Source organism: Methanoculleus chikugoensis, assembly GCF_900095385.1.
GTDB lineage: Archaea > Halobacteriota > Methanomicrobia > Methanomicrobiales > Methanoculleaceae > Methanoculleus > Methanoculleus chikugoensis_A.
In genome coordinates, this window is the sequence record NZ_FMID01000059.1 from 1 (window position 1) to 13151 (window position 13151).

16 protein-coding genes are annotated in these 13151 nt (G+C 60.1%); 9 read left to right on the top strand and 7 right to left on the bottom strand.

All coding sequences use genetic code 11. The features are described from left to right. The 5 genes from mtrG to L21_RS11665 form a co-directional block, all read left to right on the top strand. A partial coding sequence (mtrG, locus tag L21_RS11645; protein WP_083608985.1) for a tetrahydromethanopterin S-methyltransferase subunit MtrG occupies nt 1–367 on the top strand: 367 nt, incomplete at its 5' end. A gap of 16 nt (nt 368–383) precedes the next feature. Continuing rightward, a complete protein-coding gene (mtrH, locus tag L21_RS11650) occupies nt 384–1421 on the top strand; it encodes a tetrahydromethanopterin S-methyltransferase subunit H (protein WP_074370636.1) in 1038 nt (345 codons plus the stop codon). A gap of 141 nt (nt 1422–1562) precedes the next feature. Further along, nucleotides 1563–2255 (top strand): GTP-binding protein, encoded by a 693-nt coding sequence (locus L21_RS11655; protein WP_074370637.1) that lies wholly within the window; start codon nt 1563–1565, stop codon nt 2253–2255. Beyond that, nucleotides 2252–3286 (top strand): ATP-binding cassette domain-containing protein, encoded by a 1035-nt coding sequence (locus L21_RS11660; RefSeq protein WP_074370638.1) that lies wholly within the window; start codon nt 2252–2254, stop codon nt 3284–3286. The genes L21_RS11655 and L21_RS11660 overlap by 4 nt, the downstream gene beginning before the upstream one ends. Nucleotide 3287: 1 nt before the next feature. Then, nucleotides 3288–4052 carry a DUF364 domain-containing protein gene (locus L21_RS11665; protein ID WP_074370639.1) on the top strand — a complete coding sequence of 255 codons (765 nt, stop codon included), beginning with the start codon at nt 3288–3290 and terminating at the stop codon, nt 4050–4052. A gap of 822 nt (nt 4053–4874) precedes the next feature. Here L21_RS11665 and L21_RS14630 read toward each other — a convergent pair. The 3 genes from L21_RS14630 to L21_RS11680 all read right to left on the bottom strand — a co-directional run bounded on the left by L21_RS14630 (nt 4875) and on the right by L21_RS11680 (nt 6487). Beyond that, on the bottom strand, nt 4875–5141 hold the full coding sequence (locus tag L21_RS14630; protein WP_074370640.1) for a type II toxin-antitoxin system RelE family toxin: 267 nt from the start codon (nt 5139–5141) through the stop codon (nt 4875–4877). Next, nucleotides 5141–5320, bottom strand: coding sequence for a type II toxin-antitoxin system prevent-host-death family antitoxin (locus L21_RS11675; protein ID WP_074370641.1), 180 nt, complete (start codon nt 5318–5320; stop codon nt 5141–5143). Before L21_RS11675 ends, L21_RS14630 begins: the two co-directional genes overlap by 1 nt. A 201-nt stretch (nt 5321–5521) precedes the next feature. Further along, a complete protein-coding gene (locus L21_RS11680; protein ID WP_074370642.1) occupies nt 5522–6487 on the bottom strand; it encodes an EF-Tu/IF-2/RF-3 family GTPase in 966 nt (321 codons plus the stop codon). A 155-nt stretch (nt 6488–6642) separates the two neighbouring features. Between L21_RS11680 and L21_RS11685 the strand changes: the two genes are divergently transcribed. Together L21_RS11685 and L21_RS11690 are read left to right on the top strand one after the other, a co-directional pair. After that, entirely contained in the window at nt 6643–7671 is a 1029-nt protein-coding gene (locus L21_RS11685) for a FecCD family ABC transporter permease (RefSeq protein ID WP_074370643.1), read from the top strand. Next, the gene (locus L21_RS11690) at nt 7668–8912 is read left to right on the top strand and encodes an ABC transporter ATP-binding protein (protein WP_074370644.1); all 1245 of its coding nucleotides are present in this window, start codon (nt 7668–7670) and stop codon (nt 8910–8912) included. Before L21_RS11685 ends, L21_RS11690 begins: the two co-directional genes overlap by 4 nt. A 50-nt stretch (nt 8913–8962) precedes the next feature. On the opposite strand, the gene L21_RS11695 is transcribed toward L21_RS11690, so the two are convergent. Beyond that, the gene (locus L21_RS11695) at nt 8963–9163 is read right to left on the bottom strand and encodes a hypothetical protein (RefSeq protein WP_143727296.1); all 201 of its coding nucleotides are present in this window, start codon (nt 9161–9163) and stop codon (nt 8963–8965) included. Nucleotides 9164–9382: 219 nt separating this feature from the next. Between L21_RS11695 and L21_RS11700 the strand changes: the two genes are divergently transcribed. Both L21_RS11700 and L21_RS11705 read left to right on the top strand, forming a co-directional pair. Continuing rightward, nucleotides 9383–10459 carry an ABC transporter substrate-binding protein gene (locus tag L21_RS11700; RefSeq protein ID WP_256713169.1) on the top strand — a complete coding sequence of 359 codons (1077 nt, stop codon included), beginning with the start codon at nt 9383–9385 and terminating at the stop codon, nt 10457–10459. 8 nt (nt 10460–10467) lie between these two features. Beyond that, complete coding sequence (locus tag L21_RS11705) at nt 10468–11211, top strand: sugar phosphate isomerase/epimerase family protein (protein ID WP_143727297.1); 744 nt, start codon at nt 10468–10470, stop codon at nt 11209–11211. Between the two features lie 194 nt (nt 11212–11405). On the opposite strand, the gene L21_RS11710 is transcribed toward L21_RS11705, so the two are convergent. The 3 genes from L21_RS11710 to L21_RS11720 form a co-directional block, all read right to left on the bottom strand. Next, on the bottom strand, nt 11406–11804 hold the full coding sequence (locus tag L21_RS11710; RefSeq protein WP_074370647.1) for a hypothetical protein: 399 nt from the start codon (nt 11802–11804) through the stop codon (nt 11406–11408). 6 nt (nt 11805–11810) lie between these two features. Beyond that, nucleotides 11811–12596 carry an energy-coupling factor transporter transmembrane component T family protein gene (locus tag L21_RS11715; protein ID WP_074370648.1) on the bottom strand — a complete coding sequence of 262 codons (786 nt, stop codon included), beginning with the start codon at nt 12594–12596 and terminating at the stop codon, nt 11811–11813. Beyond that, a partial coding sequence (locus L21_RS11720; RefSeq protein ID WP_143727298.1) for an energy-coupling factor ABC transporter ATP-binding protein occupies nt 12527–13151 on the bottom strand: 625 nt, incomplete at its 5' end. The genes L21_RS11720 and L21_RS11715, both read right to left, overlap by 70 nt.

Here is a 13151-nt window from a genome sequence, read left to right on the forward strand (position 1 = left end):
CTTCCAGGACCAGGTCGAGATCGTCAACATCATGGAAAGCGAGGACATGGGCGCCATCAAGGCCAAGATCGACGAGCTCAAGGCTAAAGATCCCGGTGCCTTCGGCGCAGAACCCATGGTCGTCGAGGTCAAGGAAGCAGCCGGTGCGGCAGAGGTTGCCGTTGCAGGCGCAAACCCGCAGTTCCTTGAGATCGAAGAGCGGCTCAACGCCATCGAGGAGAGGATCGAGTTCGTCGATGCCGAGATCGCCCAGCGCGTCGGAAGAAAGGTCGGGCGCGATATCGGCATCCTGTACGGACTGGTCGCAGGTTTAATTGTATTCATGATGTTGTTGGTATTACTGCCCAAATTGATTGGGTACCTGTAAAGGAGGATTGGCGAATATGTTCAAATTCGAAAAAGAGCAGACGGTACACGACTTCAACGGTACCAAGATCGGCGGGCAGCCTGGAGAGTACCCGACCGTGCTCGGTGCATCCATCTTCTACAACAAGCACGAAGTTGTACTGGATGACCACACTGGAAAGATTGACAAACCCACGGCGGAGGCGCTCTGGAACCGCTGCCAGGAACTCTCGGATATCACGGGTATTCCGCACTTCATCCAGATCATCGGGGAGTTCGGCGAGGCCTTCGAGAGCTACATCGACTGGTTCTGCAGCATCGACGACAAGACCGCATTCCTGATGGACTCTTCCGTCCCGGCGGCGCTGGCTCACGCGTGCCAGTACGTCACCGAGGCAGGCATTGCGGACCGTGCGATCTACAACTCGATCAACGGCTCGATCCTGCCCGAGAACATCGAGGCGCTGGCAAAGAGCGACGTGAACGCCGCGATCGTCCTCGCCTTCAACCCCGGCGACCCGTCGGTTGCCGGCCGCGAGAAGGTTCTGGTCGAGGGCGGTGTCGCCGGACAGGAGATGGGTATGCTCGAGATCGCGGAGAAGTGCGGTATCACCCGCCCGATCCTCGACACCGCGGCAACCCCGCTCGGCCTCGGCTCCGGCGGCTCGTACCGTGAGATCCTCGCCTGCAAGGCGATCCACGGTCTCCCCACCGGCGGCGCGTACCACAACATGACCGTCTCCTGGACCTGGCTCAAGCGGTGGAAGGGAACGAAGAAGACTCCCTCCCAGCAACTCGCCGGCCTCGAGGGCAAGGAGAACCTTGTCAAGCAGCTCACCCACCACTACCTCGGCGGTACGGACGGGCTGCGCCAGGCGGCATGGTCCGCGCCCGATATCGGCTGCAACATGATTGCAAGCACGCTCGGCGCCGACCTGATCATGTACGGCCCGATCGAGAACGTGGAAGCGATGATCACCGCGCAGGCCTACACCGACATCGTCGTGCTGGAAGCGGCACGCGACCTCGGTATCGAGCCCCAGGTGGACACCCACCCGCTCTTCAAACTCATTTAAACCCTTTTTTATATCCTCAGTAGACGGCATTCACCCCTCACAGAACGAGGGCTGCATTCTTTGTAAACTAATTTACCTTAAAAAATTGAATTTAGTAACGGCTATACATTGGTGAATCCTATACCAGAGCACCAGACGCTTATGAAACTGATTACCGTTGCAGGCCCTCCATCTTCGGGGAAGACCTCTGTGATCCTCAAAACCATTGCAGCCCTTGGACTGCCCCCGGGGAGCGTGGGCGTTGTGAAGTTTGACTCGCTCACCTCCTTCGATCACCAGCGCTACGATGAACAGCAGATTCCCAATCAGACCGCTTTTGCCGGAAAGATCTGTCCGGACCACCATTTCGTCAGCAATGTTGAAGGGGCGGTTGAATGGGGTATGAAGAAGGGATTGTCGGTTCTTGTCACGGAAAGCGCAGGGCTCTGCAACCGGTGCTCGCCATACGTGAACGGCATTTTATCGGTCTGTGTGATCGACAATCTCTCCGGCATCAACACACCCCGAAAGATCGGTCCGATGCTGAAGTACGCCGATGTCGTCGTTGTCACGAAAGGAGACGTCGTCTCCCAGGCGGAACGCGAGGTCTTTGCCTTCAATATCCGCGAGGTCAATGCATCGGCGACGGTTCTCTTCGTAAACGGAATTACCGGCCAGGGAGCGTTTATGCTTGCCCGCTACTGGCAGGATACCCTTGATATCCGGACACTTCGCGACCGTAAACTCAGATTCACGATGCCTGCCGCCATCTGTTCGTATTGTACCGGCGAGACCCTTATCGGAGAGATGTACCAGATGGGGATGGTCAAAAGAATGGAGTTTGACGATGCATGAAGACCCTTGACTATGTTGCAGAGGTCTCTGCGGTACCAATCGGCGATATCCTTCGCCGGTATCCTCTTGCGGTCGATTATCTCGCCAACATACGGCTGGTCGGGGTTGATGAAACAAAGACGCTCCCCGAGATCCTGGAGGACGTCGATGAGGATATGCTTGAGGAGTTCGGGCTTGATCGCGAGGAGGTCATATTCCATTTCAGCGCATTTCTAGAAGCATTCTCCCGAACGGATGAGTCTATCGAGACGATCTCCTCCATCACGATCCTCGGCGGACGAGACAAGACCGGAAGACCCGAGATGCTCGAACTGACCGTGACACCCGGCGAGGTCGTAAGCATTGTCGGTCCCACCGGCTCGGGAAAAAGCAGGCTGCTTGAGGATATCGAGTGCCTTGCCCAGCGCGATACGCCGACCGCAAGGCAGATTCTCATCAACGGTTCGGCCCCCGATCTCGATAAGAGGTTTTCTACCGGAGGAAAACTGGTAGCCCAGCTCTCGCAGAACATGAACTTCGTCATGGACCTGACGGTGCAGGAGTTTCTGGAGATGCATGCAAAAAGCCGGATGATCCCGGACTCCGCCGAGGTTGTGGAGAAGTGTTTTGCGGTTGCCAATTCGTTAGCAGGGGAGAAATTCACCCTGGATACGAAAGTTACCCAGCTCTCCGGGGGGCAGTCGAGGTCGCTGATGATCGCCGATACCGCCCTGTTGAGTTCGTCCCCGATCATCCTCATCGATGAGCTGGAGAATGCAGGAATCGACCGGCGGGAAGCGATCGAGATCCTCGTCGGCAACGAGAAGATTGTCCTCATGTCGACGCACGATCCGCTCCTTGCCCTCCGTGCCGACAAGCGGATCGTCATCAGAAACGGGGGCGTGACAAAAGTGATTGAAACGACCACGGAAGAGGAGCAGACACTGCATAAGATCGAGGCAATCGATTCCGCCCTCCTCACTATCCGCAACCAGCTCCGGAGGGGAGCGATCGTCACAAACGAGAGTATTCCGGAATTTCAGGAGAAATGATATGTGGGAATTATACGATGCGTTGATCGAAGGGATCCCCGACGACATTATCGTTGAAGATATGGCCCTCGGCGGGGAGCTGACGTATGTTGAGGCAAACGGCGGCATCGGTATTGCGGGATACCGCTATTATATCCAGCGCGCCCCGATGATGACCGAAAACAGGATTGGAAAGCCGTTAAAAGAGATAGCCGGGTGTGTGAAGTCCTGGAACCTGTGGGAAGCATCGATCGGTAATGCGGCGATCAATGCGTGGTACAATCATCCTGATACCGCCGGGAGAGCAGGGATCGAGGTTGCAGAGAAGAAACGGGTCGAGGAACGGCTGAAAGACCCGTTCATCAAATCCCAGAATCTTGTAAAGGGTAAAAAAGTCTGTGTTGTCGGTCATTTCCCGTTCCTTGAGAAGTTGATTGCCCCCGTCAGTGACCTGAGTATCATTGAGTGGGACCCCGAGGAGGGAGATTATCCGTATTCCGCCTGCGAGTACCTGCTGCCGGAGTCCGATTATGTGTTTCTGACCTGTGCCGCCGTCAGCGATAAGACCATGCCGCGGCTCCTCGAACTTTCGGAGAACGCAAAAGGAGTGACGATCGTAGGCCCGGGGACTCCCCTCTCTTCGGTCTTCTTCGATTACGGTGTCTCCGATCTCTCGGGTTTTGTCGCAACCGATGCTGCACTCGCGAAGAGGATCATCAGGGGGGCGGAGAACCAGAGGATCTTCGGGGCGGGAATGAAGGTGGAGTATCTCCGCCCGGGGGTTTGAAGGCGGTTGCGGCGCTTTTTTTCAGTACTTCGCTAAAACTACTGAGCCCTAAAAAAAGAGTAGATGCCGGGCAACTCACTTTGCAAGACCTCGCCCTCACCTGCCCCGGCATTTTTATTACCCGCCATCCAGACCCAGTACTTCGCTAATTTCGGCATCTGAAATAGACCAATGCAGCCTCGCATAGCGACCTACAACGGGATCGGCAGCACCCGGGCACCGGACTTCGCACCTTGCGGTGCTCGAGCTCCTGCCCTTCGGCCAGTCGCGCTTCGCGGCTTCGCGCTCTTCGCGCGAGTTAATGGGCGAAGATAGCAATATGGCTTCACGCGGAAGCACGCGGGAGAACGCGAAGAGACGATGGTTTGACTTCTTGAAGATTACCTCAACCGTTTTAGCGAAGTACTGAGACCGTGGCAGATACTCTGCCACGGTGGTGATGTACATTGCAGGAGGATGTACGAAAAGGCTTGCGAGGTGAACTCCCCCGTCTCCAGCCCATAAAGAGACGTGTAGCCCCCACTCGAAGACCTTCGGTCTTCTCAAGCTCCGGACGTTCCGTCCGTCGCACTTCCCACCTGACGGTGGTCGAGCTCCGTTCCTATCGGAACGTCACATCCCACTCCAAGGGGCAGGGGCAGTCATGGCGATAGACGACCGGCGGTACGGCGGTCGTTCGAGCACCACAGGTGCGCAGTCCCCCTGGAATCCGTGTCCGGGATGCAACCGATGACTCTCCTGAGAGGTTTCAACAAAGCCTTACTTGAGAACGTTCAGGAGAACCATATGACGAGCGGAATCGGACATACAAAACAGGTGCCATCACAACCCGCGATATGCGCTACGGCGGTGACGGATATAGAGGATTATAACCTCCCGCTCCTCATGATGCACGGCATATATAATCCGGTAGTCCCCTACCCGGGTCCGGTAGAGGTGTTCTGCTCCGCTTAACTTACGTACACCATGCGGCAGAGGGTTTTCAGATAGACCGTCTATGCTCTGAAAGATGCGCAGAACAATATCATGCGGCAATACTGCGATATCTTTCTCGACACTCGCCTTTACGCGAATCGCGTATCCCGCCATTACTGTTCGTATCGCTTCCGGAATTCACTGAACCCTACGGTCGGTTCTTCACGCCGCTCCGCGACCACGGCAAGGTCATGGAGATCTTCCTGCAACCGCTCGTACTCCTGGAGAGGGAGAATAACCGCGACCCGGTTCCCGTGCTCATCGACGACATACTGTTCTCCTGTAGCGCTCATCGTTCTCCTCACTTGTAGATAGGGTGCAGGAACCATTAATCTTCTTTTGGCTCTGGTGTAAACCCGGTTCCTGTCTTTCTCTACCCGATAGAGATGGTGCCGGGCTCAGTACCAATCCACAGCCCGGAACCTCCATCCAGCCGAAATGCAAAAAAGAAGAGTATACTATCCGCAGGGCGAAGGGCTCCCCGCACCGGCCGCTCACGCGAGTTCAATGTGCCCGGCGATCCGGAGTTTTCCGCCCTCGAGGTAGTGGAGCACCGCCGTGTCACCCGGGAGGTAGACGAGGTCTTTTTCGAGCGCAAGCGTCAGCGTCGGCTGCCGCCAGTCGCCGTCGTCCCGCACCGCCTCCACCCTCGCCGGGATGAACTGCATCCAGTGGCCGAGGTGGAGCACCGTCCCCGCCGTGAGCGGCGCCGGCCAGTATTTGACCAGGGTCGCCCGTGCCTCGATCGTTGTCCCGGTCCGGATCGCGGGGTCGTCGGAGAGGACGAAGCCCCGGTCGAGGTCGTCGGACTCGACGTTCTTGAGCGCAAGCCCCACGCGATCGCCCTCAGCGGCCCAGTCAAAGTCGTCGTCGTGCTTCTGGATCGACCGCACCGTGATCGCCTGCTCTCCCGGGTAGACCTTCAGGGTGTCGTGCTTCCGGATACCGCCCCGCACCACGCCGCCGAGGATGACCGTCCCGATGCCGCGGACGTTGAAGTGGTGATCGATGGGGATGGCTCCCACGGTCCCGGCGGCAGGCGGGACGGAGATGCGGGCATGCGCCTCGCGGAGCAGGAGATCGCGCAGCGCTATCGGGTCCTCCTCCACGAACTCGTAGCGCTCAAGCACCGTCCCCCGGAAGAGCGGCGCGACATCTCCGGGGGAGAGGTAGTTTCGGAGGACGATGTAGCCCCGCTCCACCCTCGCTTCGTCGAGCATCAGCACCCACTCCCCGAGCGTCGGGGTGATCTCGCTCACCACGACGAGAGCCGCATCCGCCATCGATGCGGCGTAGAAGAGCGGGGCCAGCCGTTCGGGATAGCGGGTAGGCTCGATGATAGTGACGGTGTCCTCGCCCTTCTTCAGATTATAGAACGTTATATCGGATTCCGTGCCCTTCTTCCCGAGGTCTTTTGCGTATCCCGCGGGTCCCAGCACGGCAATATTCAGGTTGCCCATATGGCAGAGAGGTTTGACGGCCCAGCGTATGAGGTTTACTTCACTGCCCTGCGACGCCCCCCGAACAGTTACGCCCCGCCATGCGGTATCGCTCAGGTACATGTCGCCGCGCATTAAAACAAAGTATTTTTGTAAAGACAACAGAACTTTAGTTGATGAGTCTGCCCAGAAAGACACTGATGGTTATCCCCATTCTTATCTGCGCACTTCTCGCCAGCATGGTGCTCGCAGTTGCAGTAGGCCCGACCACCATTCCGCTCGATACCGTACTCAAAACGGTTTTATACAAGGTAATCCACGCCATAGCGGGCCCGGCCACCATCCCGCTCGATACCCTCCTCTTCACTTCAGCGAACTCGCAGACGATTGTCTGGGACGTCAGGCTTCCACGGGTGATCGCCGCGGTACTGGTCGGGTGCGCGCTTGCCGTGGCGGGCACAACCATGCAGGGCCTCTTCAGGAACCCCATGGCAGACCCCTACATCATCGGCACCTCGTCGGGCGGGGCGCTCGGGGCCACACTTGCAATCGTCCTCTTTTCCGGGACGGGGCGGCCCGTGTTCGCATTCGTCGGGGCGATGGCCGCCACGTTCACCGTCTACTTCATCGCCCGCAAAGGAGGCAAGATCCCGGTCGAGACGCTCCTGCTCTCCGGTGTCGCCCTCGCGACACTTCTCTCGGCATTCCTCTCCTTCCTCATGTACACCGCAGGAAAGAGCCTGCACCAGATTATGTTCTGGCTGATGGGAGGATTCTGGAACATATCGTGGAACGACGTCATCATCGTCCTTCCCATCCTGGCCGGGTGCCTGGTCATCTACCTCTTCGCGCGTGACGTCAACATCCTCTCGCTCGGCGAAGAGGACGCAACCCATCTCGGCGTGAACGTCGAGCAGCTGAAACGCATCCTCCTCGCCCTCAGTTCGTTCCTCGCGGGAATAGCCGTTTCCGTGGCCGGATCGATTGGGTTCATCGGCCTGATCACGCCCCACGTCATGCGCCTGATCGTCGGACCCGACCACCGCCTCCTCTTTCCCGCGACGGCCCTTGCCGGCGGAACCCTCCTCTTATGGTCGGATACCCTCACGAGAACGTTTGCAAACGACATGCCGGTCGGGATCATCACCGCCTGTTTCGGCGCGCCGTTCTTCATATACCTCCTGCGGAGCCGGATGAAGACATGAAACCGGTTGAGATCATCGACATCGACGTCTCCTACGGGGCAAAGAAGGTCATCGAGGCGGTCTCGCTCTCTGCCGGCCAAGGCGAGATCCTCGGGATCATCGGACCGAACGGGTCGGGAAAGACGACGCTCTTGAGAGCGATGAGCCGGATCGTTGCCCGGGACGAAGGGGAGATCTACCTCAACGACCGCAACCTGAACTTGTTCAGTTTCCGGGAGCTGGCGCAGCAGATCGCCGTCGTGCCGCAGGATATCTCTATCGGGTTCGATTACACCGTGCGCGACATCGTTATGATGGGAAGGCACCCCTACATCGGGAGACTCGCCTCCGAGACCGCCCGGGACCGGGAGACCTGCGACCGCGCCATGCACCTTGCAAACATCGCACACCTCGCGGGATCGTCCGTCCACGAGATCAGCGGCGGCGAGCGGCAACGGGTGCTCATCGCCCGGGCGCTCGCGCAGGAACCGAAGATCCTGCTCCTCGACGAAGCGACCTCGAACCTCGATATCAGCCACCAGATCGAGATCCTCAACATCATCAGGGGTCTCACCGGGAGTATCACGGTGATCAGCGTCTTTCATGACCTGAACCTGGCCGCGTACTACTGCGACCGCCTGATCATGCTGAAAGACCGGCGGGTGTTTGCCGTCGGCGAGCCCCGGGATGTGCTGACCCGCGAGACGCTCAATGCGGTCTACGGGATCGATATCCTGGTAAGGACCCACCCCCTGACCGGAAAGCCCTACATCCTCCCGGTGTACGAGTGTGCGGCAAAAGATCGGCCATACGAGAACGTACACGTCGTATGCGGCGGCGGCACGGGTTCCGACCTCCTCTACGCCCTCCACGAGGAGGGGTTCCGGGTGAGCACGGGCGTGCTTAACGTCTTCGATACCGACTACGCAACCGCAACCGCCCTGGACATCCCCTGTGTTATTGAGGCGCCGTTTGCCGCGATCTCTCCCGGCGCCCGCGAAGACCTCGCGCGGTGCATCGATGCCGCATGTGCGGTCGTCGTCACGGCGATGCCCATCGGGCAGGGGAACATCGAGAACATCAGGATACTGGAAGGCTACCGGGACAAACCCGTCATCCTCCTGAACAGCGGCGGGAATCCGCCCTTCCCGGATTACACCGGCGGTGAGGCCGAAGCGATCATCCAGAAGCTGCTCGGCCGGGGAGCGATCCCGGCGAAGCGGATCGAGGAAGTCCTGCAGATCCTCAAAAAGTGGGCATGACCCGCCCGGCACCCGGTCGCTCGCAAAACTACGGCGGGGGTATTCCCCGATCAGACATCGTAGGCCACGAGCGATAGCTTCAGGTCCCGCTCGAGGTCCTGAATCCGCCTGAGGTTCTCCTCGCTCAGCTTCGAGTACGCGGGTTTTGCATACGCAAGGAGCGTTACGCCGAGGTCTTCTTCGTAACGCTGCACCTGCTTCACCTGCTCCGGCTTCAGACTCGCATATCCCATGGCGTTCATGGTTCTCACCCGGGACCCTACATGCCCATCACCCATATATAGGTTCCGGGGACCGCCCACTCCCCGGCCGTAAAATTTGAGGTGCACTGCTCCAGTACGGGAGATCCCGTCTCACTCCTGCAGCCCCGGGCTCCGGCTGAGCACGTTCTCCGGGAGCGCGTACCCTCTCCGCCCGTGTGCAGGCCGCAAGAGTTAAAATATTATTACTTTAGATCAGATATGCTTGCAATGATGCGGAACAGATTACTATTGCTCTCTCTTGGGCTGATCATCGCATCGGTCATCGTTGTCGGCGCGGCAAGCGCATCGTATTCAGGTTCCGATGACGCCCCGGAGCAGGCTCCGGTAACGACAGGGGACGCCGGGAGAACGGTGACGGTGACCGACGACTTCGGGGAGACCGTCGTCATCCGGGGGATACCGCAGAGAATCGTCTCGCTAGCACCATCCAACACCGAGATCCTGTACGCTCTCGGCCTTGAGGACCGGATCGTCGGTGTCACCGACTACTGCGATTATCCCCCGGCGACTGCCGGTAAACCGAAGGTCGGCGGATACAGCAGCGTCAATATCGAGAAGGTGATCGCGGCGGAACCGGATCTGATCTTCGCCGCACCCGGCAACACGGAGGAGGTCGTCAACCACCTGCGCTCCCTCGGGATGACCGTCGTCTCCCTCTGCCCAGAAACCATCGACGACGTCCTGCAGAACATCGAACTTGTCGGAAGGGCGACCGGGGAAGAGGAGCGGGCGGAGGCGTGTACCGGGAACCTCCGGGAGCGTATCCGGGCGGTGACGGAGGTGACCGGGGTGCCGGCAACAAAGCCGTCCGTCGCCCATGTCGTCTGGCACGACCCGCTCTGGGTCAGCGGTCGCGGGACGTTCCAGAACGAGGTGACCACGATGGCCGGGGGGACCAACGCATTCGGCTCGGTCGAGGGCTGGAGCATCGTCAGCCTCGAAGAGTTCATCACTACAGATCCGGAGCATATCATCGTCAGTTCGGGCTCCGGCATGGACCGGGACGGGTACGATGCCATCTACACCTACTTCATGACCGAGCCCCGGATGCAGAAACTCGGTGCGGTCAGGAACGGGCATATCTATGTCGTCGACTCCGATATCATCAGCCGCGGGAGCCCGCGGATCGTGGATGCGCTGGAAGAGGTGGCGGGAGACCTCCACCCGGACCTCTTCGGGACAACCGTCCCGGAGGCGGCCCCGACAGTCCAATCGCCGGGTTTCGGCGCGATCCTGCTCATCTGCGCATTATCCGCAGCCGTTCTACTCCTGCAGAAGAGGTAGGCAGGAACGTGAACGATATCGGCTGCTCCACCTGCTGCCTGATGAACCGGCCGCTCGATGAGGCGCTCGGTCTCATCTCCGCCCGTACGGGTCGTGCGGAGATCCTCTCCGACGGCCCCCACTCCCTCTTCCGGTTCGAGGAGGTCTGCCACTCGTTCGATCTTCGCTACACCGTCCATGCACCGGTCGCCGATATCAATATCGCGTCCGAGAACGAGCACCTCCGGAGAGCGGCCGTCGGGGTTCTTTGCGATCTCGCAGGGGTCTGCGATCGGATCGGCGCCGAACGGCTGGTCGTCCACCCGGGACACATCTGGGGAGAAGAGATGCGGGAGTTTGCGCAGGCCGCTCTCGACCGGTCGCTTGACGATCTCGCCGCCGTTCAGCAGGAGGTGAGCGTCCGGTTCGTCGTCGAGAACATGGGGGCGTGGGACATCTGCTTCTTCAGGTCGCCGGAGTTCCTCAACCGCCTCGCCGACCGGAACCTCGACTTCGCCCTCGACGTGGGGCATGCCCACGTAAACGGCAACCTGGAATCCTTCCTTGAACGGGGAGGAGCAATACACGTCCACCTGCACGACAACTGTAAAAGCCGCGACGATCACCTGGCATGCGGTGACGGGGATATCGATTTTCACCGCGTGATGGCAGCCCTCCCGCCGGGCGTCACGAAGGTCGTCGAGCCGAACACGTTCCAGGACTACGAACGAAGCCTCGAACACCTTGGGGCGGTCATTTCCCGGCCTTGTTGAAATGCTTCACACAACCTCCAGACAACACCCGGTTGCCAATAGAGGGGGGGTGACTTCACGCGAAGCCGCGAAGGAAGTTCGTCAACACCCACATGGACTTCGCGGCTTCGCGGCTTCGCGTGAGCCATGTATGGACAACTCAGGGAGAGGTTCGATCAGGGGGTGGGATTTACTAAGGCCTATTTTCTGAACAATCACGGCTCGCGCCCGATAAGCCGCTTCACCGCCGCGCGGAACTCCCGGAACTGCTTCGAGACCTCCGGGCCGGGTGAGCCGGGGTAGGCGTTTGCACCCCGGACAACGGCGCTCCACCCGTCCATCTCCATCCGCAGGTGCCAGTAGGTGACGTCGCAACAGGAGTGGGCGGAGACGTACTCTCGCTCCCATTCCCGGACGCCGAGCCGGTCGACGATCTCCCGGAACCGCGCCCATTCCTCCTCTCCAGGCGACGCCTCCATCACCACGCCGGAGTAGCCGCCGGCGCTCGCCCACTCGTAGAGGAGCCGGCCGGCCGCGAGCCTGACGTAGAGGGACGGCCCGGCGCTCCCCCCGATGTAGAACTCGAACGCCTTCGGGGGTGCACCGCTATGCATACCCGATCATACGAGCAGCACGGCCAAATACCCTGCGACCACAAGGCCCATGCAGCAGATCCCGGCGACGTCGGCCCTGCCGGGAGCAAAGTCGCGCATCGGCGTCCGCCTGCCGGAACGGTACCCGCGGAGATCGATCGTCAGCCCGAGGATCGTGGCTTTCCCGAGCGAGTTCGAGACCAACGGGATGATGATGGGGAAGAGCCCCCGTATCTTTCCGGCAAGACCGTTCCCAGGATTATAGGCGCGGGCAAGCTGCGCCTCGTGGATCCGCTTCCCTTCGAGCTGCAGGCTCGGGATGAACCGGAGCGCGATCAGGAGCATGAGGGTGTAGTCGACCGGCACCCTGAGACGGTCCATGAGGTGGACGAGGTCGCGCGGCTGGGTCGATATGATCAGGAGCTGGAACGCAAAGAGCATCGCGGCGAACCGAAGCGACATCGCAAGCGCAAGGTCGACCGCCCCCGCGGTGACAGGGAACGCCCCACCGATGACCGGGACCGACTGCGGAACCAGGTAACCGATGATCTCACCGCTCCTGATGGTGAGGATGGTAAGGGCGAGCAGGCTCACCGCGAGCATGAGCAGCAGCGGAACCTGGCGGAGGAGATCGCGGGCGAGCCCGCTCGCTATCGCCACAGCTACGACCGCCCCGGCAAGAACCGCGAGCATCGCGGTATCGCTCGTCAGCACCGCGAGGACAACGACGACGGCCGCAAAGATCAGTTTGGTGAGCGGGTGGAGGCGGTGAAAGGCGCTCTCCCGGATGACGTACTGCATGATTTCAGACATGGTTCCTCCTCATAGGTTCTGCTGTCGCGGATGACTCTTCCCTGCTCCATCCTGACGATGCGATCCGCATACTCCGCTCCAAGGCGAATATCGTGCGTCACCATGACGATCGTGTGGCCGTCCTGGCGCAGGCGACCGAGGATCTCCATGATCCTCCCCGACTCGCGGGCATCGAGCCCGGTCGTGGGCTCGTCGAGGACGATGATCTTCGGTTTCATGGCGATGACGCAGGCGATGGCCAGGCGCTGCCGCTCGCCCCGCGAGAGCGACCGCGGGTAGGCCGTCTTCCGGTGAAGGAGACCCACCTCGCGGAGCGCCGCGTCGACAGGCTCCTCCGAAGCGCCGGGGTCGATGTTTCTGAGACCGAACGCCACCTCGTCCGCCACGGTCTCGGCAAAGAGCATGGTGTCCGGGTTCTGGAAGACGAGGCCCACGTGACGCGCGAGTTGTGCTATCGGGACGGTTGCGGCGTCGAGTCCGTCGACGGTTACGCTGCCTTCGGTCGGACGGAGCAGCCCGTTGAAGTGCTTGACGAGCGTCGTTTTGCCGGACCCG

Bases quoted from the DNA above. Each gene is read 5' to 3' on its own strand.
- mtrH (WP_074370636.1), top strand. From the start codon at position 384: ATGTTCAAATTCGAAAAAGAGCAGACGGTACACGACTTCAACGGTACC.
- L21_RS11655 (WP_074370637.1), top strand. From the start codon at position 1,563: ATGAAACTGATTACCGTTGCAGGCCCTCCATCTTCGGGGAAGACCTCT.
- L21_RS11660 (WP_074370638.1), top strand. From the start codon at position 2,252: ATGAAGACCCTTGACTATGTTGCAGAGGTCTCTGCGGTACCAATCGGC.
- L21_RS11665 (WP_074370639.1), top strand. From the start codon at position 3,288: ATGTGGGAATTATACGATGCGTTGATCGAAGGGATCCCCGACGACATT.
- L21_RS14630 (WP_074370640.1), bottom strand. From the start codon at position 5,141: ATGGCGGGATACGCGATTCGCGTAAAGGCGAGTGTCGAGAAAGATATC.
- L21_RS11675 (WP_074370641.1), bottom strand. From the start codon at position 5,320: ATGAGCGCTACAGGAGAACAGTATGTCGTCGATGAGCACGGGAACCGG.
- L21_RS11680 (WP_074370642.1), bottom strand. From the start codon at position 6,487: ATGGGCAACCTGAATATTGCCGTGCTGGGACCCGCGGGATACGCAAAA.
- L21_RS11685 (WP_074370643.1), top strand. From the start codon at position 6,643: ATGAGTCTGCCCAGAAAGACACTGATGGTTATCCCCATTCTTATCTGC.
- L21_RS11690 (WP_074370644.1), top strand. From the start codon at position 7,668: ATGAAACCGGTTGAGATCATCGACATCGACGTCTCCTACGGGGCAAAG.
- L21_RS11700 (WP_256713169.1), top strand. From the start codon at position 9,383: ATGATGCGGAACAGATTACTATTGCTCTCTCTTGGGCTGATCATCGCA.
- L21_RS11710 (WP_074370647.1), bottom strand. From the start codon at position 11,804: ATGCATAGCGGTGCACCCCCGAAGGCGTTCGAGTTCTACATCGGGGGG.
- L21_RS11715 (WP_074370648.1), bottom strand. From the start codon at position 12,596: ATGTCTGAAATCATGCAGTACGTCATCCGGGAGAGCGCCTTTCACCGC.